The sequence below is a fragment of the Amycolatopsis sp. EV170708-02-1 genome, assembly GCF_022479115.1.
In the GTDB taxonomy this organism is placed as follows: domain Bacteria; phylum Actinomycetota; class Actinomycetes; order Mycobacteriales; family Pseudonocardiaceae; genus Amycolatopsis.
In genome coordinates this window covers 645,704-666,301 of sequence record NZ_CP092497.1, presented here as the reverse complement: position 1 = coordinate 666,301, position 20,598 = coordinate 645,704, and the positions used below count along the sequence as shown (strand labels likewise).

Here is a 20,598-nt window from a genome sequence, read left to right as displayed (position 1 = left end):
TCCTGCATTCTCCAAGAGCGCAGAGGATGACATGAAGCTGTTCCTGCAAATCCTGTTGATCGCCTCCAGCGTGCTGCTGGTGGTCGCCGTGTTGCTGCACCGCGGCCGTGGTGGCGGTCTGTCTTCGCTGTTCGGTGGCGGTATGCAGTCGAGCCTCTCCGGCTCGAGCGTGGCCGAGAAGAACCTCGACCGGATCACGCTGCTGCTGGGCGCGGTGTGGCTGATCAGCATCATCGGCCTCGGGCTCCTGCTCAAGGTCTGATCGATCCAGGTGTTTCGGCGTGCCTATGGGGGGCGCGCCGCCGATCCCTATAGGTGTGAGGATTCATGGTTGGCGGTAACGCGATTCGGGGCACCCGTGTGGGTGCCGGTCCTTCGGGCGAATCGGAGCGGGGTGAGTCGGCGCCGCGGCGCCGTATTTCCTACTGGTGCGCCAACGGGCACGAGGCACAGCCCTCGTTCTCGATGGACGCCGAGATTCCCGACGAGTGGGACTGCCCGCGTTGCGGGCTCCCCGGTGGGCAGGACGAGAAGAACCCTCCTGCCGCGCCGCGGACCGAGCCTTACAAGACTCACCTCGCGTACGTGAAGGAACGGCGTTCCGACGCCGACGGCGAGGCCATCCTCGCCGAGGCGCTGGAGCGGTTGCGCCAGCGCCGGGAGATCTGACCTAGCCTTCGCTCACCGGTCGAGCGGGTACCGGGCACGCACCCGGAACCCGCCGTCCTCGGTGTCGGCGGTCTCGAAGCTCCCACCCAGCAGTCGAGCGCGTTCGGCCAGCCCGGTCAGCCCGTGCCCTCCCGAGGGCAGGGCCGCACCGGGGGTCCGAGCGCGCTCGTTGCGTATTTCGACCTTGAGCGAACCGTGCTCGCCCTGGATCCGGATGGTCGCGGTGGCGCCCGGTGCGTGCTTGTGCACGTTGGTGAGGCATTCCTGCACGGTCCGATAGGCCGCCGCCGAAACCTGGCTGGGCAGCAGGTCGGGGATCCGCTCCACGGTGAGGTGCACCGGGACGTCCGAGCCGCGGATCAGCCGGTCGAGTTCGTTGATGCCCGGCCGCGGCCCGTCGTCCTCGGAGCCCGAGCGGAGCACGCTCACGAGTGAGCGCAGCTCTTCGAGGGTCTTGGTGCTCAGCTTCCGGATGACCTGCGCGGTTTCGAGCGAGCGGGCGTCGGTGGTCTGGGCCTGCAGCGCGCCGGCCTGCATCGCGATCAGCGTGATCTGATGCGAGACGACGTCGTGCATCTCCCGCGCGAGGCGGGCGCGCTCCTCCGCGCGGACGGCGTCGGCGTGGAAGCGGCGTTCACGGTCGCGGCTGGCGGCGAGTTCGGAGAGCTTCTGCGAGATCTCGGTCCGCGCTCCGATGAGCAGGCCGATGGCCACCGGCATCCCGGCGACGATGACGCCGTAGATGCCGTCCAAGACGTGTTCGCGCCAGCTGAGCTCGACGAAGTCGGCCAGCGGCCACTGCACGAAACGGCAGGTGAAGACGAGCGCGAACCCGGTCCAGGTCTGCCAGTGCATCTGTTTGCGGGTGGCGAGGAAGCCCAGCGCGATCATCGCGGCCAGCTGTGACCAGCCCGCGAGGAAGCCGGGGACGGTGACGATCACCGCGAGGAACGGCAGCTTGCGCCGGAAGGCGAGGCCGAGGCACGCGGCGCCGGACAGGTAGATCGAGTACGGCTGGGCCTTCTCGGGATCACCAGCCAGACGTCGAGCGCGGCCAGGAAGATCGCGAGCGTGTCGATGCCCAGCGCGACCAGCGCCGGGCGTTTGATCTTGGCGAACGACATGACCCCGGCAGCACGGCGCATCCGGTCGGCGGCGTCCGCTCCGGAGCCGCCCACCGAGATACCTGGCATCGAGAGACCCTCTGTGCTCATCGCTGGCGACCTCACTCGTCTTGTGGACTTGAATGGTGAGACGTGTTCTTCGCCCGATCGGGACGCGCAGGAACGAACAAATGTGCGGATGCTAACGGGTGGATGTACAAGGGCGGTAAGTTTCCCCCAGTCGGGCTAGCGACTGGCCGGTCACTGTCCGTTCTGCGGACAAGTGCATGAACGTTCGGTCGGTCGAATCCACACCGGACCACCCGGGCTCGGTGGTCCGTTGATCGTTTCGACGCGCGAAGAAGTCCTCTCTGATGCCGAAGCCCCGGAAGTTGATCTATGTCACGTTTCGTGGCCGCGCGGTGACCCCGCCGCGCGTCCTTCCCGTCCTTCAGGGTAGGGAAGGAGGCCTTCACGGACTTCCGCCATGAGGGTGTCACCACCGGTGGTCGTGCTCGAACCCGTGACTCGCGTGCCTGGAGACGTAACTCGCGTGCTTGGAGACGTAACTCGCGTGCTTGGAGCCGTAACTCGCGAGATACGCCTTCAAGCACGCGAGATACGTCCCTGATCACGCGAGTTACGCCTTGGGGCACCTTGCCCGGAACGTGTGAAGGCCCCCTTTCTTGCGGTAGGCGCAAGGAAGGGGCCTTCACGTACTTGAAAGGTCAGCCCGTAGGTGGCTGGTAGACCTTCGTGAGTTTCGAGGCGGAGCCTCGGTCCAGCAGCCAGAGCGTGCGGCGCGAGCCGCGTGCCCCGGCGACCGGGATCTCGACCTCGCCCGCACCGGCCAGCGCCTGCGCGACGGCGTCGGCCTTGGCGTCGCCGCCGGTGACCAGCCAGATGTCCTGCGCGCGACGGATCGCGGGCAGGGTCAGCGAGATCCGGGTCGGCGGCGGCTTGGGGCAGTCCCGCACCGCGACGACCGAGCGCTCCTTCTCGTGCACCGCCGGGCTGTCGGGGAAGATCGAGGCGGTGTGCCCCTCCCCGCCGAGCCCCAGCAGCATGATGTCGAACGCCGCGTCGTTGGCCGCCAGGACCTCCGCGTAAGCCGCGGCGGCGGCATCCACGTCATCGCCGAACTCGCCGTCCGAAGGTGCCATGGCGTGCACCCGCTTCGGGTCGAGCGGGACGTGGTCGAGCAGCGCCTCGCGGGCCTGCTTCTCGTTGCGGTCGTCCGAATCCGCCGGGACGAAGCGCTCGTCGCCCCAGTAGACGTCCAGCCGCGACCAGTCGATGGCGTCGCGGGCACTGGAGTCGCGGAGCTCCCGCAGGATCGCGATCCCGGTGCCGCCGCCGGTGAGCACCACCGAAGCGGAACCCTTGGCGGCCTGGACGTCCACGATCCGGGTGACCAGCCTGGCCGCCGCGGCGGCGGCCAGGAGGTCCGGGTTCTCGTAGACGACGACCTCGGTCTTGCTCATGAGGCGCTCTTCGCGGTCTTGGCGGCCGGAGCCTTCTTCGCCGCCGGAGCAGCCTTCTTCGCCGGAGCGGGCTTCGCGGTGCCTGTCGAGATCTTGCCGAGCCCGTTCAGCGAAGCCTCGTAGACCTCGTCCGGGTCGAGCCGCCGCAGCTCCTCGATCAGGCAGTCCTTGTTGTCCCGCCGCTGCAGGGCGATCCGGCGCGTCGGCTGGCCAGGCTGGGTCAGCATGCCGACCCGTCCGTCCGGCCGGTGCAGTTCCACCGGGCCGGACCGCCGGTCCAGCGTCACCGAGATGATGCCCGCCGCGCCGCTGCTCTTGACCCGCTTCACCGGCACCTTGAGGTACTCGGCCAGCCAGCCGGCGAGCAGTTCGGTCGAGGGCGAGTCGGCCTCGCCGGTCACGGTCGCGCCGGTGACCTTCTCGTACGGCGGAAGGTCCAAAGCGGACACCAGCTGTGCGCGCCACCGGGTCAGCCGGGTCCACGCCAGGTCGGTGTCACCCTCCACATAGGACTTCGCCCGCGTGGTGAGTGCCCTTATGGGCGCCTTTTCCGCCGCCGAGTCGGTGATCCGGCGTTGCGCCAGCTCGCCGAGCGGGTCCTTGGCCGGGGCCTTCGGACCGGTGCCGGGCCACCAGGTGACGATCGGCGCGTCCGGCAGCAGCAGCGGCACGACCGCGCTCTGCCCCTGCGTGGCCAGCGGACCGTAGAGCCGCAGGACGATGACCTCGCTCGCGCCGGCGTCGCCGCCGACCCGGATCTGGCCGTCGATCCGCGGTGCGGCGGTCCGCGCGCCCTTGGCCACCACGATCACCCGCGAGGGGTGTTCGCGGCTGGCCTCGTTGGCGGCCTCGATCGCCTCTTCGAGCCGGTCGTCGTCGTCGGCCACTATGACCAGCGTCAGCACGCGCCCGAGCGCGACCTGCCCGCCCTGTTCACGGATCTCGACGAGTTTCTTGTTCAGCTGCGACGTCGTGGTCGACGGCAGGTCGATGATCACGGACGCCTCCAGTTCCGGCCGGTACGTTCCAGCATTTCGTCGGCGGACGGCGGTCCCCACGAACCGGGCGGGTACGCCTCGGGCGCGCCCTTCTTGGCCCAGTGGTCGAGGATCGGGTCCAGGATCTCCCAGGACAGCTCGACCTCTTCGTTCACCGGGAACAGCGACGGTTCGCCGAGCAGCACGTCCAGGATGAGCCGCTCGTAGGCTTCCGGGGACGACTCGGTGAAGGCGTGCCCGTAACCGAAGTCCATCGTGACGTCGCGGACCTCCATCGTGGTCCCCGGCACCTTCGACCCGAACCGCAGCGTGATGCCTTCGTCGGGCTGCACCCGGATCACCAGCGCGTTCTGGCCCAGCTCCTCGGTCGAGGTCGAGTCGAACGGCAGATGCGGCGCCCGCTTGAACACCACGGCGATCTCGGTGACCCGGCGGCCCAGCCGCTTACCGGTGCGCAGGTAGAACGGCACGCCCGCCCAGCGGCGGTTCTGCACCTCCAGCGTCACCGCGGCGTAGGTCTCGGTGGTCGAGTCCTTCGCGAAACCGCCTTCCTGCAGCAGGCCCGGCACCTTCATGCCGCCCTGCCAGCCGCCCGCGTACTGCCCGCGCGCGGTGGTCTCGTCGAGCGGGCCCAGGGGCTTCGTCGCCGAGAGCACCTTGACCTTCTCCGCGCGGAGAGCACGCGGGGCGAACGAGACCGGCTCCTCCATCGCGGTCAGCGCGAGGAGCTGCAACAGGTGGTTCTGGATGACGTCGCGGGCCGCGCCGATGCCGTCGTAGTACCCCGCGCGGCCGCCGAGGCCGATGTCCTCGGCCATGGTGATCTGCACGTGGTCGACGTAGTTGGCGTTCCAGATCGGCTCGAACAGCTGGTTCGCGAAACGCAGCGCCAGCAGGTTCTGCACCGTCTCCTTGCCGAGGTAGTGGTCGATGCGGAACACCGACTCCTCGGGGAAGACGTCGTTCACGATCTCGTTGAGCTCCTTGGCGCTCTTGAGATCGCGGCCGAACGGCTTCTCGATGACGACGCGGCGCCAGGTGTCCTCGCTCGCCTCGGCGAGGCCGGAGCGGGCGAGCTGCTTGGTCACCACCGGGAACGCGCTCGGCGGGATCGACAGGTAGAACGCGGTGTTGCCACCGGTGCCACGCTCGGCGTCGAGGTCCTTGACCGTCTGCGCGAGCCGGTCGAAGGCGTCGTCGTCGTCGAAGGTGCCCTGCACGAACCGGATGCCTTCGGCGAGCCGGTTCCACACCGACTCCTTGAACGGCGTCCGCGCGTGCTCCTTGACCGAGTCGTGCACGAGCTCGCCGAAGTCCTGGTGCTCCCAGTCCCGGCGGGCGAACCCGACGAGCGAGAACCCGGCGGGCAGCAGCCCGCGGTGGGCGAGGTCGTAGATCGCCGGCATCAGCTTCTTGCGGGCGAGGTCACCGGTGACACCGAAGATCACCAGGCTGGACGGCCCGGCGATCCGCGGCAGCCGCTTGTCGCGCGGGTCGCGCAGCGGGTTGTTCCAGGCTCGTGTCACTCGCCGGCCTCCTGTACCGCGCGGACCAGTCCGGCCAGGCCGGCGGCCCGGTCGGTGAGGTGCAGGCGCAGCACCGGACGGCCGTGCTCGGCGAGCACCTGGCCGTCACCCAGTGCCTGCGCGTGCTGCAGGACGCCGAGCGTGTACGGCCGGTCCGGAACGTCGAGATCGTCCTCGACGGCGCCGGTGATCTGCAGGAAGACACCGTTCTGGTGCCCGCCCTTGTGGTACTGCCCGGTCGAGTGCAGGAACCGCGGCCCCCACCCGAAGGTGGTCTGGCGCCCGGTGCGCTTGGCGATCTCGCCGCGCAGGACCGCCGTCGACGCGTCGTCGAGCCGGTCGAGGTACGCCTGCACCGCGATGTAGCCGTTTTCCGGGGCGGAATCGAAGAAAGCCCGCAGGATGTCCGCGAGCTTTCCGTCCGTCGAAACGCCTTCCGAGCCGAACACCTCGACCGCGCCGTCCACAGTGGACGGCTTCTCGCCGCCCTTGAGCTTGTCCGGGTTGTCGAGCAGCGAACGCGCGGCCTTCTTGGCGGCCTCGACGTCGGGCTGGTCGAACGGGTTGATCCCGAGCAGCCGTCCGACCAGTGCGGTGGCGAACTCCCACAGCAGGAACTGCGCGCCGAGCGAACCGGTCACGGCGATCTTCGCCGCGCCTTCCGCCGCGCCGACGGCCACCGGGGTGGCGTCGCCCTTGGCGTCGGCGAAACCGGGGGAGTCCGGGCCCTCGACGGCCACCGGCAGGAGACCGGTGCCCTGCTTGCCGGTGGATTCGGCGATCAGCTGCTCCGCCCAGTCGGCGAAACCCTTGATCCCGGAACCGGTGTCGCCGATGACGACCTTCTCGGCGCCCTTTTCGTGCGCCGCGCCCCAAGCCGCCGCGAGCTTGACCGCGGGGTTGTCGACGGAGTCGGTGGCCAGCTCGTCGGCCACCGAAGCGGCCTGGTCGAGCAGGCGGGCGACGTCCGCGCCGGCGAGCCCTGCCGGGACGAGCCCGAACGCGGTCAGCGCCGAGTACCGGCCGCCGACGTTCGGGTCGGCGAGGAAGACCTTGCGGTAACCCTCCTTTTCGGACAGTTCCGCGAACGGCGAGCCGGGGTCGGTGACGACCACGATCCGCCGGGCCGCGTCGATGCCCGCGTCGGCGAAGGCCTTCGCGAAGATCCGGCGGTGGCTGTCGGTCTCGACGGTGCCGCCGGATTTCGACGACACGACGATGACCGTGCGCTCCAGGTCACCGGCCAGCGCGTCGGCGACCTGACCCGGGTCGGTGGTGTCGAGGACCGTCAGCGGGACGCCGTCGGTCGCGGTGATGACCTCGGGGGCCAGCGACGAACCGCCCATGCCCGCGAGGACGACGCGGTCGACGCCCTCGGAACGCAGGTCGGTCCGCAGTGCCTCGATCTCGCCGATCAACGGCCGCGAGGACTTGTGCAGCGTCGTCCACGAGAGACGGATCGACGCTTCGGACTCGGCTTCGGGACCCCACAGTGTGGCGTCCTGGGACGCCAGTTTCGATGCGACCTGGTCGGCGACGAGCCGCTCCGCGAACGGAGCGGCTTCGCCGGCCAGGGCGGCGTCGACGATTTCGACGCCGGTCGTTTCCCCTGCCATGGTCCAGATCAGTCCTTCGCCTTTTCCAGCTGCCCGGTGACGGTCTCGAGAAGCTCGGTCCACGACTTCTCGAACTTCTCGACGCCCTCGTCTTCGAGGACCTTGAACACGTCTTCGATGTCGATGCCGACCACACGCAGCTTGTCGAAGACGACCTGCGCGTCCGGGCCCTTGCCGGTCACCGTGTCACCGGTGATCTCGGCGTGGTCGCCCGCGGCGTCGAGGGTCTTCTCCGGCATCGTGTTGACCGTGTCCTTGACGACGAGCTGGTCCACGTAGCGGGTGTCGGAGTACTGCGGGTCCTTCACGCCGGTGGAGGCCCACAGCGGACGCTGCGGGTTCGCGCCGGCCTCGGCGAGCGCCTTCCAGCGGTCCGAAGCGAAGAGCTCCTCGAACGCCGCGTACGCGAGCCGCGCGTTGGCGATCGCGGCCTCGCCGCGCAGCGCGGTGGCGGAGTCGGTGCCGATCGCGTCGAGGCGCTTGTCGATCTCGGTGTCCACACGGGACACGAAGAACGACGCGACCGAGTGGATGCCCTTGAGGTCGTGGCCGTTGGCCTTCGCCTGCTCCAGGCCGGCGAAGTAGGCCTCGATGACCGCCCGGTACCGCTCGACCGAGAAGATCAGCGTGACGTTGACGCTGATGCCCTCCGCCAGGGTCTTGGTGATCGCCGGGAGGCCCTCTTCGGTGGCCGGGATCTTGATCAGCACGTTCGGCCGGTCCACGGTCTTCCACAGGTCCTGCGCCTCGGCCACCGTCTTGTCGGAGTCCTTGGCCAGCCGCGGGTCCACCTCGATGGACACCCGGCCGTCGACCCCGTTCGTGGCGGTGTACACGTCGCGGAACAGGTCCGCGGCGTTGCGCACGTCGGTGGTGGTCAGCTCACGGATGGTGGCCTCGACGTCGGCGCCGCGGGCGGCGAGCTCCTTGGTCTGCTCGTCGTACGCCTCGCCCTTCGACATCGCGTTGGCGAAGATCGTCGGGTTGGTCGTCACGCCCACGACGTGCTTGTCGCGGATCAGGTCGGCGAGGTTGCCCGTGTTCAGGCGCTCACGGGACAGGTCGTCGAGCCAGATCGACACCCCGGCCTCGGACAGCTGCGCGAGCTTGTCGTTGCTCATGCTGTTCCTCTTTCCCCTTCAGTTCTTGGTGTTGGCGATCGAGCGACGGGCGGCCTCGACGACTGCCTCCGCGGTGAAACCGAACTCACGGAACAGTGTGGCGGCGTCGGCCGACGCACCGAAGTGCTCGATCGAAACGTTCACCCCGGCGTCACCGGTGAAGCGGTGCCACGACTGGGCGACACCGGCCTCGACGGAGACGCGTGCCTTGACCGACGGCGGGAGCACCGCGTCCTTGTAGGACTGGTCCTGCGCGTCGAACCACTCGACACACGGCATCGAGACGACGCTCGCCGGGATGCCGTCGGCTTCGAGGGTCTTGCGGGCCTCGACGGCCAGCTGGACCTCGGAGCCGGTCGCGATCAGCACGACCTCGGGGCTGCCGTTGGACGCCTCGGCGAGGACGTAACCGCCCCGCTTGACGCCTTCGGCGCTGGTGCCCTCCAGGACCGGCACGTTCTGCCGGGTGAGCGCGAGACCCGACGGGTGGTGGACGTCCTCCAGGACGGCCTTCCACGCGTACGCGGTCTCGTTGGCGTCCGCCGGGCGGACGACGTTGAGGCCGGGGATCGCGCGCAGCGAGGAGAGCTGCTCGATCGGCTGGTGGGTGGGGCCGTCCTCGCCCAGGCCGATCGAGTCGTGCGTCCACACGTAGGTGACCGGCGCCTTCATCAGCGCGGCCAGCCGGACGGGCGGGCGCATGTAGTCGGAGAAGATCAGGAACGTCGCGCCGTAGGGGCGGGTGCCGCCGTGCAGCGCGATGCCGTTGAGGATCGAGCCCATCGCGTGCTCACGGATGCCGAAGTGCAGCGTCCGGCCGTACGGGCTGGTCTTCCACATGTCGGTGGAAGCCTTCTCCGGGCCGAACGAGTCGGCCCCCTTCATGGTGGTGTTGTTGCTCTCCGCGAGGTCCGCGGAACCGCCCCACAGCTCGGGAAGCGGGTCGGCGAGGGCGTTGAGCACCTCACCGGAGGCCTTGCGGGTCGCGATGCCCTTGGCGTCCGGCTCCCACGTCGGCAGGTTGTCCGCGAAGCCCTCGGGCAGCGAGCGGGTGGCCATCCGGTCCGCGATCTTCTTGCGCTCCGGGTTCGCGGCGCCCCACGCCTCGAACTTCTCCTGCCATTCGGCGCGGGCGGTCTTGCCGCGGTCGACGGCCTGGCGGGTGTGCGTGATGACCTCGTCGTCGACCTGGAAGCTCTGCTCCGGGTCGAAGCCGAGGATCTCCTTGACCGCGGCGACCTCTTCGGCGCCGAGCGCGGCGCCGTGGGCCTTGCCGGTGCCCATCTTCTTCGGCGCCGGGTACCCGATGACGGTCTTCAGCGCGATGAACGACGGGCGCTCCGTCTCGGCCTTCGCGGCCTTGATGGCCTCTTCGATCGCGACGACGTCCTCGCCACCCTCGACGACCTGGGTGTGCCACCCGTAGGCCTCGTAACGCTTCACGACGTCTTCGGAGAGGGCGATCTTGGTGTCGTCCTCGATCGAGATCTCGTTGTCGTCCCAGAAGACGATCAGGTTGCCCAGCTCCTGGCGACCGGCGATCGAGGAGGCCTCGGCGGTGACGCCCTCTTCGATGTCACCGTCGGAGGCGATCACGTAGACGTAGTGGTCGAAGATGCTCTCGCCCTGCGGGGCGTCCGGGTCCAGCAGGCCGCGCTCGCGGCGGGCCGCCATCGCCATGCCGACCGCGTTGGCCAGGCCCTGGCCGAGCGGGCCGGTGGTGGTCTCGACGCCCTTGGTGTGGCGGTACTCCGGGTGACCCGGGGTCTTCGAGTCCCACTTGCGCAGCTGCTTCAGGTCTTCCAGCTCCAGGCCGAACCCGGCGAGGTACAGCTGGATGTAGAGGGTGAGGCTCGAGTGCCCGGCGGAGAGGACGAAGCGGTCACGGGCGGGCCACTCCGGGTCGGCCGGGTCATGACGCAGCGTCCGCTGGAAGAGCGTGTACGCGAGCGGCGCGAGGCTCATCGCGGTGCCGGGGTGACCGCTGCCGCAGTTCTCGACCGCGTCCGCGGCGAGCACCCGCACGGTGTCGACGGCCCGCGTGTCGTTCTCGGTCCAGTCGGCGGGCACGTTGCGCCGGAGGAGTGGGTTCTTCTCGCTGGTAGAGGCGGTTTCGGACACTGAACTCGAACTCCCCGTCATCAGGTTGTGGCTTCTCTTCCCTCGTGGATAGCCCACGGGTACCGCTACTAATCTCAATCGATCCGGAAGGGACGATATTCCTGCTCCGGGCCGTTCGCAGGGGCACGCCGCGAGCTACCGCGGCCAGCCTAATGGTTCGGCCGGTCGAGGACCCGCGATCACCCTCTGGAAACAGCACGTCTACCATCGGGGAAGGGTTCAGAACACTCCGGATCCGGGGCCGCCACATCACCCGGAAGCCTGGTGGACCCCGCCCCGAAAACTGACGCAGGGAGTGAAATGTCGTTGGTGAACGCTGCGCACGGACGCAGTGACAGCACCAGCGCCGTACATCCGACCGGTGAACGACCGCACGGTGGCCGGCGAACAATCCGCCAGGTCGTCGGCGCGTACGCCGCCCTCGCGAAGCCCAGGGTGATCGAGCTCCTCCTTGTCACCACGATTCCCGCGATGTTCCTGGCGGGCCGGGAAATCCCGTCCCCGTGGCTGGTTCTCGCGACGCTCGTGGGTGGCACCATGGCCGCCGGCAGCGCCAACGCCTTGAACTGCGTCATCGACGCGGACATCGACAAGGTGATGAACCGCACGAAGCGCCGGCCGCTGGTGAAGGAATCCGTTCCCCGGCGCGGCGCGCTGATCTTCGGTCTCGTGCTCGGCGTCCTGTCGTTCGTCGTGCTCTATTTCACGGTGAACCTGCTCTCGGCGATCCTCGCGATCGTGACGATCCTCTTCTACATCTTCGTCTACACGCTGGTGTTGAAGCGGCGTACGTCACAGAACGTGGTCTGGGGCGGCGCCGCGGGCTGTATGCCGGTCGTCATCGGCTGGGCAGCCGTCACCGGCACCGTCGAGTGGCCCGCGTTCGTGATGTTCGGCGTCATCTTCTTCTGGACCCCGCCCCACACCTGGGCGCTGGGCATGAAGTACCGCGAGGACTACGAGCGCGCCGGCGTGCCGATGCTGCCGGTGGTCGCCACCCCGCAGCACGTGGCGCGGCAGATCGTCATCTACTCGTGGGTGATGGTCGCGTGGACGCTCCTGCTGGTCCCGGTGACGAGCTGGATCTACACGACGTTCGCTTTGCTCGCCGGTGGTTGGTTCCTCTTCTACGCGCACAGCCTGAACGCGGCGGTGCGGCGCGGCGAGGAGACCAAGCCGATGTCGCTGTTCCACCGGTCGAACACGTACCTGATGATCGTGTTCGTCGCGCTGGCGGTGGACTCGGCGATCGGGCTTCCCGCCATCGGGCTGCCTTTCTGATCTTGTAGCGCGTGAAGGCCCCCTTCCCCGGCTGAGTCGAGGGGAGGGGGCCTTCACGCGTGTCTGGGTGGTGGGGGGCTCGGTCCATGTGGTCGTGAGTGGCGATTCGGGTTAGGGCCAAGGCTGCCTACTGAAGATGGGTGGCCGTTGGCCGCAGGGTCCGTGAAGGCCTCCTTGCCTACCCTGAAGGTAGGGAAGGAGGCCTTCACGGACTTCTCGATCGCCACCTGCGGTTCTGCAACACCACCAGCCCCAGCAGTCACGGCGGCGGCGTGTGAAGGGCCCCTTCCCTCGGCTGAAACTCGACCTTCACGCCTTCCCAAGTACATGAAGGCCCCCTTCCTTGCGCTAGACGCAAGGAAGGGGGCCTTCATGTACGTCAAGTGAGCCCGACTTCCCACCTGCTGGAGCGCGCTACCCAGCCCGGCTACCCGTCGGTACCTTCCGGCGGAGTGACGAGCACAACCGAGCGCCCGGCCACCGTCCGCGCCGGACGCGGGACCATGGCGGTCGCCTGCCTGATCGTCTTCACCGCGCAGATGGCGACGACGATCTACCTCCCCTCCCTCCCGATGGTCGAACGCGACTTCGCGGTGTCGCGCAGCTTCGCGGCGCTCTCGGTGTCGCTGTTCGTCATCGGCGCGGCGGCGCCGGTGGTGCTGTGGGGCCGGGCGGCCGACCGTCTCGGGCGCCGGGCCGCGATGCTGGCGTCGCTGGGCCTGTTCGTCGTCGCCAGCGAGGCGCTCATCGTCAACACCTCACCCACGTGGCTCCTCCTTCTCCGTTCCCTGCAAGGGATCGGTGCCGGAGGGGCGGCCATCGTCGCCCGTATCGTCGTGCGGGACCTCGGCGACGGCGACGCGCTAGCCCGACGGCTTTCGGTGCTGTCCATCGCGTTCGTCACAGCACTCGGCGGCGGGCAGTTCGCCGGCGGGCTGCTCGGCGGATGGCAGGGCGGTTTCGCGGTGCTGACGGCGGCGGGCGTGCTCTGCGTCCTGGGCACGCTGACGATCCCGCTCGCCAAGGGCCGCGCGGAGAAGACCGGAATGGTCCGGATCTACCTCAGGATCCTCGCCGTTCCGGCGTTCCTGCGGCCGACGATCGCGGCCGGACTCGGCTTCGCGACGATCGTGCTCCTGCAAGAGGTCTCGCCGTTCGTCTTCCAGCGGCACTTCGGGCTGAGCGTCGACCAGTACGGCGGCCTCGGCCTCCTCTTCGGACTGGCCTACTTCGCCGGTGCGCTGCTGGTCAACCGGCTGGCCGGGCGCAAAGGCTCGCCGTGGCTGATGCGCGCGGGCGCGCTGGTCATGACCGGCGCCGGCCTGCTGACGGTCGTCTTGTGGCTCTTGCCCGCGATCCCGCTCACGGCCGCGCTCGTGACGTTCGTCGCGCTCTACTGCGGGATCACCTTCGGCCAGGCCGCGCTCTTCCCGAGCGGCATGGCCGTCGCCGTGAGCGAAGTGCCCGGGCACGGCGCGTATGCCGTCGCGCTGTGCGGGTTCGTGGCGCAGTCCATCGCGGGTGTCGCGGCCACCTTCGCCGCGCTGCTCCACGCGAACGTCGTGTGGGCGAGTGTGGCCACCGTCCTGTCCCTCGCCGCCTTCCTCCTGGTCCGGGCGCGAGTGCGGGAATGAGAGGATGGAGGGCGCCGTTGTACTTCGTTCGGCCCCTGTCCCACCTCTCGAAAGCAGGCTGCTTTTGTCCGTGTCCCCGGACCGGGAACTCGACGCGCTCGAGCAGGACGTCGCGCTCGAGCAGCAGTACGTCACCACCCTCTACCGCAAGCTCGACACCGAACGCGCCGACGCGCAGCGCAGGCTCGACGAGACGCTGCGCCAGACCGGCGGCACCCCGCAGGCGCGCACCGAACGCGACGTCGCCACGACGCTCTACACCGACAGGCTGTCCCAGCTGAGCTCCGTCGAGCAGGGCCTGTGCTTCGGCCGCCTCGACTTCCTGCCGGACCACGCCGAGGAGACCACCTACATCGGGCGGCTCGGGCTGTTCGACGAGGACGACGACTACCGCCCGCTGCTCGTCGACTGGCGCGCGCCGGTCGCGCGGCCCTTCTACCTCGCCACCGCCGCCTCGCCCGAAGGTGTCCGGCGCCGTCGCCACATCCGGTCGCTGAGCCGGAAGGTCGTCGGCGTCGACGACGAGATCCTCGACCTCTCCGCCGCCGACCAGGGCCAGGACCTCGGGCTCGCGGGCGAGGCGGCGCTGCTGGCCGCGCTGGAGCGCCGCCGCACCGGCGAGATGAGCGACATCGTCGCCACCATCCAGGCCGAACAGGACCGCATCATCCGTGCGTCGCCGAACGGCGTCCTGGTGGTGCAGGGCGGGCCGGGCACCGGCAAGACCGCCGTCGCGCTGCACCGCGCGGCGTACCTGCTGTACACGCATCGCCAGCAGCTCACCACGCGCGGCGTGCTGGTGGTCGGGCCGAACAGCACGTTCCTCCGCTACATCGGGCAGGTCCTGCCGTCGCTGGGCGAGACCGGGGTGCTGCTGGCCACGATCGGGCAGCTGTACCCGGGTCTGGACGCCGCCGGGCCGGTGACCCGCGAAGCGGCCGAGATCAAGGGGCGCCCGGTGATGGCCGACGTGCTCGCCAACGCGGTCCGCGACCGTCAGCGGGTGCCGGAGCCGGTGCTGGAGATCGAGTTCGAACGCGAGATCCTCATGCTCGACCGCAAGACCTGCACCGAAGCGCGGACACGGGCCCGCCGGTCGCGCCGTCCGCACAACCTCGCGCGGCGGATCTTCGTCTCGGACCTCCTCGACGCGCTGACCCGGCAGGCCGCCCGCAAACTGGGGGAGGACCTGCTCGACGCGCGCGATGTCCAGGACATCCGCGCGGAGGTCGCGGCGGACAAGAACGTGGCCGCCGCGATCAACGGGCTGTGGCCGAAACTCACCCCCGAGATCGTGCTCGACGAGCTGTTCGCCGACCGCGAACGGCTACGCAGCGCGGCCGGGAAAGCCTTGTCGGACACCGATCGTGAGCATCTCTACAGTCCGACGGACGCGAAATGGAGCCCGTCGGACGTCCCGCTGCTCGACGAACTCGCCGAACTGCTCGGCGAGGACGACACCGAAGCCCGCGCCGAGGCCGCCCGCCGTGAGCGGGAGGACCGCGCCTACGCGGAAGGCGTGCTCGACATCCTCGAACAGGACGAGGAGATCGTCGACGAGGAACTGCTGCGGGTGGGCGACGTCCTCGACGCCGAACTGTTCGCCGAACGTCAGCAGCGCCGCAGCGAGATGACCGCGGCACAGCGGGCCGCCCAGGACCGGACCTGGACCTTCGGGCATGTGATCGTCGACGAGGCGCAGGAGCTGACCGCGATGGACTGGCGGCTGCTGATGCGCCGGTCACCGAACCGGTCGATGACGCTGGTCGGCGATGTCGCCCAGACCGGCGCGGCCGGTGGGGCGAAGTCGTGGGGAGAGGCGCTTTCGCCGTACGTCGCCGACCGCTGGCGCCTCGAAGAACTGACCGTCAACTACCGGACCCCGGCGGAGATCATGGCCGTCGCGTCCCGGGTGCTCGCCGACGTCAACCCGGAGTTGGAGGCGCCGGTTTCGGTGCGGGAGACGGGTTTCGAGCCTTGGCTGCGGGTGGTGGACCCGGCGGATCTCGCCGCGGAACTGCCCGGTCTCGTCGGCGCCGAACTGTCCGCGGTGGACGGTGGGACGGTCGCGGTGCTGTGCCCGTCGTCGTTGGTCTCGACACTTTCGGAGACGCTCGGCGAGGCGGGGGACCGGGTGTCGGTGATGCCGGTCGAGCGGGCGAAGGGGCTGGAGTTCGATTCGGTCCTGCTGGTCGCCCCGGACGAGGTCGTCGCCGAGTCGCCGCGCGGGCTCAACGATCTTTACGTGGCCCTGACCAGGGCGACCCGGCGGATGGGCGTAGTGCAGACCGGTGACCTTGTTCCCGCGCTGGAGGGTCTTGGCTAAGGTCGGCCGCATGCGCACATTCGGCAAGATCGTGGTCATCGGCGCGGGCGTCCTCGCCCTGGCGGCCTGTGGCGAAAAGCAGAACACCGCAGGTTCCGTCCAGTCGTCCTCCGGCGCGGCCCCCGCGTCGGCGGCGTCGTCGGCTCCGGCCGCCCCCAAGGGCAAGGAATGCACGGCGGAGGACGTGAAGACCACCGGGAAGTTCGGCGAGGCGCCGACCATCACCATCCCGGACGACTGCGATCCGCCGAAGAAGCTCATCACCAAGGACCTCGAGCCGGGCACCGGCGAGGGCGCCAAGGCCGGCGCGAACCTGAAGATGAACTATTCGCTGGTCACCTGGTCCAACAAGCAGAAGCTGGACAGCTCGTTCGACCGCGGTGAACCGTTCGAGCTGACGCTCGGCGCCGGCATGGTCATCCAGGGCTGGGACAAGGGCCTCGAAGGGATCAAGCAGGGCGCGCGGCGGCTGCTGATCATCCCGCCGGACCTCGGCTACGGCCAGGGCGGCAACGGCATCGCGCCGAACGAGACCCTGGTGTTCGTGACCGACGCGGTGAGTGTCCCGACCGACAAGGGCTGATGGGGACCTCCGACGGCCGCGTCCACCGCGGACGGGTTCGTTCCTGGCTGGTGGACGACGGCTGGGGAGTGGTCGGGTCGGCCGATTTCGCCGACCCGATCTGGGTCCATTATTCGATGCTGGAGGGTTTCGGGCCCGGAGAATTCCGGAAGCTCGACGTGGGCGACGAGGTCGAGCTGACCGTCGAGCACGCGGAACAGGACGAGTTCCGGCTGCGGGCGCTCTGGGTCCGTGCCGCAAGTCCGTGAAGGCCTCCTTGAGGGACCCAGGGTCCCTCAAGGAGGCCTTCACGGACTTCCTGGTCAGCCGGCGTACTCCCAGGTGAGCAGCGTGATCTCCAGCCCCTTCTCGACCTTCGCCTCGGGCGGCAGGTCGGTCAGGGCGTAGCCGACCCGGCGAGCGACGGCCTGGCTGGCCGCGTTCTCGGCGTCGATCTTCAGCCGGAGCGGTCCGAGCCCGAGGTCCAGCGCGTGCGTGGTGAGCACCCGCAGGGACCGTGCCGCCAGATCGCGCCCGCGGTGGGCGGGGCCGACGGCGTACCCGAGTTCGGCCGCATCCTCGTTCAGGAACAGCACCACCTCGCCGAGCGGTTCGCCGCCGTCGTCCGTGATGGCGAGCCGCAGCCCCGTGCCCTCCGCGCGACGGGTGACGTACTTCTCATAGTGCGCCTTCGCCGCCACCTCGTCGAACGGGGAGGGCAGCGGCGTGAACCGCGCGACGGCCGGGTTGTCGAACAGCCCCGGCATGAACGCGATGTCGTCCTCGGCCCACTCCCGCAGGACGAGTCCCTCACCGGTGAGCCGGACCTCCTCCGGCCAGAGGTTCGTCACGGGATCAGCAGGAGCTTGCCGGTGGTGCGGCGCCCCTGGAGGTCTTCGTGCGCCTGGCGCGCGTCGGCCAGCGGGTAGCGGCCGCCGATCCGGATGGTCAGCGAGCCGTCCTGGACGGCGGTGAACAGTTCGTTCACGCGCCACTCCAGTTCCTCGCGCGTGAGCACGTAGTGCGCGGAGGTCGGGCGGGTGAGGTACACCGAGCCGCTGCGGTTGAGCAGCTGCGGGTCGATCGGCGGCACCGGACCGCTGGCCGCACCGTAGAGGGCGAGCAGGCCGCGGATCTTCAGGCTCGCCAGGCTGCCGTCCACAGTGGACTTGCCGACGCCGTCGTAGACCACGTCGACGCCCTTGCCGCCGGTGAGGTCCCGGGTCGCCTCGGCGAAGTCGACCTGGTCGTAACGGATGACGTCGTCCGCGCCCGCCTGCTTGGCGAGTCCGGCCTTCTCTTCGGTGGAGACGGTGCCGATCACCCGGGCACCGCGGGCCTTCGCCAGCTGGACCAGCAGCAGGCCCATACCACCCGCCGCGGCGTGGATGAGCACGTCGTCACCGGCCTTGACCTCGTAGGTCGAGGCGATCAGCGCGTGCGCGGTGATCCCTTGGAGCATCGTCGCGGCGGCGGTCTCCTCGGACACGCCGTCCGGGATCTTCACCGCGATCGTCGCCGGAACCAGACGACGCTGGGCGTAGCTGCCCAGCGAACCCTGCCAGGCGACCCGGTCGCCGACGGCGAAACCGGTCACGTCCGCGCCGACCGCCGCCACCGTGCCGGCGCCCTCCATGCCCAGGACGAACGGCGTGTCGACCGGGTAGATGCCCTCGCGGTGATAGGTGTCGATGTAGTTGACGCCCGCCGCGGCGACGTCCACGAGCAGTTCGCCGGAACCGGGTTCGCCGACCTCGACTTCCGACAGCTCAAGGACTTCGGGGCCACCGGTTCGCCGGATCTGCACTGCCGCGGGCATACATCCTCCTCGTTCAAGGTCGTTCCGACCGGCACAACTATGGCCGACGCCACGGTTATTCCGCGTCCCGGGCCTTTCGCGGTTAAGCTCGGCGCGTGGCTGAGACCGAAGAGAAGACCGAGACCGCCGCCCCCACGTCGCGCCAGGTCGCGGCCGCCCGCGACTTCGTGAAGCGGCACGGGAAGCCTTCGCGCGCGGTGGTGGAGAACATCGGCCGGGTCGGCGCGCGGGTCGTGCTCGTGGGCGCCGACGGCGCGCTCGGCGACGTCGTCGTCGCCTCCGTGGAAGCGGGCGAGGCGCTGGTCGAGGCCGTCGAAGACCTCGAACCGGCCGAATGGGACAGCGAGACCGTGAAGGCCACCAAGATCGGCGCCGAGCACCGCCGCCGGATGGCGGGGAAGTGAGCGGCTCCGCGATCTTCGTCGCCTGTTCCACCCTGCCGGAAGGCGACGGCGACGAGCACGCCGTTCCCGAGGCGCTGGCCGACCTCGGCTTCAAGACCCGCTGGGCCGCCTGGGACGACACGACGGTCGACTTCGGCGCCGCGGATATCGTGGTGCTGCGCGCCACCTGGGATTACGCCGAGCGCCACGACGAGTTCCTGTCCTGGACCGAATCCGTGCCGGCGCTGTCCAACGCGGCCGAAGTCGTGCGCTGGAACACCGACAAGTCCTATCTGGCCGAACTCGGCGACGCCGGGGTCGCGGTCGTGCCGACGACCCTGATCGCGCCGGACGACAAGGCCCCGCGCTGGCCCAAGGGCGAGTTCGTGCTGAAGCCGGCCATCGGCGCCGGTTCGCGCGGAGCGGGCCGGTTCACCGCGGGCGACGAGGCCGCAGCGCACCTGTCCGGGCTGCAGGCGGACGGGAACACCGTGCTGCTCCAGCCGTATCAGTCCAGTGTGGACAGTGAGGGCGAGATCGCGCTGGTGTACTTCGGCGGCGTGTACTCGCACGCGTTCTCGAAGGCCGCGATGCTGGGCCGGGAACTCGACGAATCCGGGCTGTACGTGACGGAGAAGCTCGCGCCCGTGCAGCCCGCCGCGGGATTCCGCGCGCTGGCCGAAGACACTCTCGACGCGACAGCGGCGCTGCTCGGCATCCTGCGCGCGGAGCTGCTCTACGCCCGTGTCGACCTCGTCGCCGGGCCGGACGGACGGCCGCTGCTGCTGGAACTGGAGCTCGTCGAGCCTTCGCTCGGTTTCCGGCAGACCGATGCGGCCGCCGCGTGGCGCTTCGCCTCCGCCGTGCGGCAGCAACTCGCCTGACACCCCGCATTTCGTCCTCTGAACGCGATCCTTGCGTGTGCAAGTACCGCATTCAGAGGACTAAATGCGACGGGGTCAGGCGGGTTTCACGAGCTTCGCCGCCAGCCGCTCCGGCTTCGGCCACCGCACGTCCCGCGCCCAGCCGAACTTCTCGAACAGCCAGATCACGCGTGCCGACACGTCGACCTGTCCGCGCAGGACACCGTGCCGCGCGCAGGTCGGGTCGGCGTGGTGGGAGTTGTGCCACGACTCGCCCATGGACAGGATCGCCAGCGGCCAGAAGTTCGCCGCCTTGTCCCGGCTCGCGAACGGGCGCTCGCCGACCAGGTGACAGATCGAGTTCACCGACCAGGTGACGTGGTGGAGGAACGCGATCCGGACCAGCCCGGCCCAGAAGAACCCGGTCACCACACCCCACCACGACCAGCTGATCAGCCCGCCGAGCACCGCGGGCAGCGCGAGGCTCAGCGTGATCCACAGCCAGAAGTAGCGGTTCACCACGCGAAGGTCCTTGTCGGCCACCAGGTCCGGCGCGAAACGGTCGTAGTTGGTCACCTCGCGGCTGAACATCCAGCCCATGTGCGCGTGCCAGAAGCCGCGCAGCAGCGCCCCGGGCGACGTCCCGAACAGCCAGGGGGAGTGCGGGTCGCCTTCACGGTCGGCGAAGGCGTGGTGGCGACGGTGGCTGGCCACCCAGAAGATCACCGAACCCTGCACCGCGAAACTGCCGGCGATGGCGAGCGCGACCCGCAGCGGGCGCCGGGCCTTGAAGGCGCCGTGGGTGAAGTACCGGTGGTAGCCGACGGTCACCCCGAGCGTCCCGAGGGTGTAGAACACCGCCGCCAGCGCGAGATCGACCCAGGTCATGCCCCAGCCCCACACGATCGGCACGGCGGCGAGCAGCGCGACGAACGGGACCAGCAGGAAGGTCTTGAGTATCAGCATCTCCCCGGAGCCTCGGCGGTGGGAGATCAGGGGTTTGGACGGACTGGCCGGTGCGTCCGGCTCCGTGCTGGCGGTCATGCGACACCTCGTGCCTCGACTCGGTGGTGACCCCCGTGTGGGGCACCG

18 protein-coding genes and 1 pseudogene are annotated in these 20,598 nt (G+C 69.5%); 9 read left to right on the top strand and 10 right to left on the bottom strand.

All coding sequences use genetic code 11. The features are described 5' to 3' along the window. Window positions 1-31: 31 nt before the first annotated feature. Complete coding sequence (secG, locus tag MJQ72_RS02795; RefSeq protein WP_016333144.1) at window positions 32-262, top strand: preprotein translocase subunit SecG; 231 nt, start codon at window positions 32-34, stop codon at window positions 260-262. A 65-nt stretch (window positions 263-327) separates the two neighbouring features. Then, window positions 328-669, top strand: coding sequence for an RNA polymerase-binding protein RbpA (locus MJQ72_RS02790; RefSeq protein WP_034311760.1), 342 nt, complete (start codon window positions 328-330; stop codon window positions 667-669). Window positions 670-681: 12 nt separating this feature from the next. Here the strand turns inward: MJQ72_RS02790 and MJQ72_RS02785 are convergent. From MJQ72_RS02785 to tkt, 7 genes and pseudogenes are all read right to left on the bottom strand, one after another. Next, window positions 682-1,883 (bottom strand): annotated as a pseudogene (locus tag MJQ72_RS02785) (sensor histidine kinase). A 617-nt stretch (window positions 1,884-2,500) separates the two neighbouring features. Beyond that, window positions 2,501-3,256, bottom strand: a complete 756-nt coding sequence (pgl, locus tag MJQ72_RS02780; protein ID WP_240597408.1) for a 6-phosphogluconolactonase — start codon at window positions 3,254-3,256, stop codon at window positions 2,501-2,503. Continuing rightward, entirely contained in the window at window positions 3,253-4,254 is a 1,002-nt protein-coding gene (gene opcA, locus MJQ72_RS02775; RefSeq protein WP_240597407.1) for a glucose-6-phosphate dehydrogenase assembly protein OpcA, read from the bottom strand. Before opcA ends, pgl begins: the two co-directional genes overlap by 4 nt. Further along, a complete protein-coding gene (gene zwf, locus MJQ72_RS02770; protein ID WP_240597406.1) occupies window positions 4,251-5,780 on the bottom strand; it encodes a glucose-6-phosphate dehydrogenase in 1,530 nt (509 codons plus the stop codon). Before zwf ends, opcA begins: the two co-directional genes overlap by 4 nt. Continuing rightward, on the bottom strand, window positions 5,777-7,396 hold the full coding sequence (locus tag MJQ72_RS02765) for a glucose-6-phosphate isomerase (RefSeq protein ID WP_240597405.1): 1,620 nt from the start codon (window positions 7,394-7,396) through the stop codon (window positions 5,777-5,779). The genes zwf and MJQ72_RS02765 overlap by 4 nt, the downstream gene beginning before the upstream one ends. An 8-nt stretch (window positions 7,397-7,404) precedes the next feature. After that, window positions 7,405-8,517, bottom strand: coding sequence for a transaldolase (gene tal, locus MJQ72_RS02760; RefSeq protein ID WP_240597404.1), 1,113 nt, complete (start codon window positions 8,515-8,517; stop codon window positions 7,405-7,407). Between the two features lie 18 nt (window positions 8,518-8,535). Beyond that, window positions 8,536-10,638, bottom strand: coding sequence for a transketolase (gene tkt / locus MJQ72_RS02755; protein WP_240597403.1), 2,103 nt, complete (start codon window positions 10,636-10,638; stop codon window positions 8,536-8,538). Window positions 10,639-10,938: 300 nt separating this feature from the next. On the opposite strand from tkt, the gene MJQ72_RS02750 reads away from it, so the two are divergent. The 5 genes from MJQ72_RS02750 to MJQ72_RS02730 all read left to right on the top strand — a co-directional run bounded on the left by MJQ72_RS02750 (window position 10,939) and on the right by MJQ72_RS02730 (window position 16,710). Beyond that, complete coding sequence (locus MJQ72_RS02750) at window positions 10,939-11,919, top strand: heme o synthase (protein ID WP_125736362.1); 981 nt, start codon at window positions 10,939-10,941, stop codon at window positions 11,917-11,919. Window positions 11,920-12,371: 452 nt separating this feature from the next. Then, complete coding sequence (locus MJQ72_RS02745; RefSeq protein ID WP_240597402.1) at window positions 12,372-13,553, top strand: MFS transporter; 1,182 nt, start codon at window positions 12,372-12,374, stop codon at window positions 13,551-13,553. Between the two features lie 70 nt (window positions 13,554-13,623). Further along, the gene (locus tag MJQ72_RS02740) at window positions 13,624-15,879 is read left to right on the top strand and encodes a UvrD-helicase domain-containing protein (RefSeq protein WP_240601234.1); all 2,256 of its coding nucleotides are present in this window, start codon (window positions 13,624-13,626) and stop codon (window positions 15,877-15,879) included. A gap of 10 nt (window positions 15,880-15,889) precedes the next feature. Next, entirely contained in the window at window positions 15,890-16,462 is a 573-nt protein-coding gene (locus MJQ72_RS02735) for an FKBP-type peptidyl-prolyl cis-trans isomerase (RefSeq protein ID WP_240597401.1), read from the top strand. Next, complete coding sequence (locus MJQ72_RS02730; RefSeq protein WP_240597400.1) at window positions 16,462-16,710, top strand: cold-shock protein; 249 nt, start codon at window positions 16,462-16,464, stop codon at window positions 16,708-16,710. Before MJQ72_RS02735 ends, MJQ72_RS02730 begins: the two co-directional genes overlap by 1 nt. Before the next feature lie 54 nt (window positions 16,711-16,764). Here the strand turns inward: MJQ72_RS02730 and MJQ72_RS02725 are convergent, their stop codons facing one another. Continuing rightward, on the bottom strand, window positions 16,765-17,292 hold the full coding sequence (locus MJQ72_RS02725) for a GNAT family N-acetyltransferase (RefSeq protein ID WP_240597399.1): 528 nt from the start codon (window positions 17,290-17,292) through the stop codon (window positions 16,765-16,767). Further along, on the bottom strand, window positions 17,289-18,260 hold the full coding sequence (locus MJQ72_RS02720) for a quinone oxidoreductase (protein ID WP_240597398.1): 972 nt from the start codon (window positions 18,258-18,260) through the stop codon (window positions 17,289-17,291). Before MJQ72_RS02720 ends, MJQ72_RS02725 begins: the two co-directional genes overlap by 4 nt. A 95-nt stretch (window positions 18,261-18,355) precedes the next feature. On the opposite strand from MJQ72_RS02720, the gene MJQ72_RS02715 reads away from it, so the two are divergent. Both MJQ72_RS02715 and MJQ72_RS02710 read left to right on the top strand, forming a co-directional pair. Beyond that, window positions 18,356-18,664 carry a hypothetical protein gene (locus MJQ72_RS02715; protein WP_240597397.1) on the top strand — a complete coding sequence of 103 codons (309 nt, stop codon included), beginning with the start codon at window positions 18,356-18,358 and terminating at the stop codon, window positions 18,662-18,664. Continuing rightward, window positions 18,661-19,527 (top strand): RimK family alpha-L-glutamate ligase, encoded by an 867-nt coding sequence (locus tag MJQ72_RS02710; RefSeq protein ID WP_240597396.1) that lies wholly within the window; start codon window positions 18,661-18,663, stop codon window positions 19,525-19,527. Before MJQ72_RS02715 ends, MJQ72_RS02710 begins: the two co-directional genes overlap by 4 nt. A 75-nt stretch (window positions 19,528-19,602) precedes the next feature. On the opposite strand, the gene MJQ72_RS02705 is transcribed toward MJQ72_RS02710, so the two are convergent. Continuing rightward, window positions 19,603-20,550 (bottom strand): acyl-CoA desaturase, encoded by a 948-nt coding sequence (locus MJQ72_RS02705; protein ID WP_240597395.1) that lies wholly within the window; start codon window positions 20,548-20,550, stop codon window positions 19,603-19,605. Window positions 20,551-20,598 lie beyond the last annotated feature (48 nt).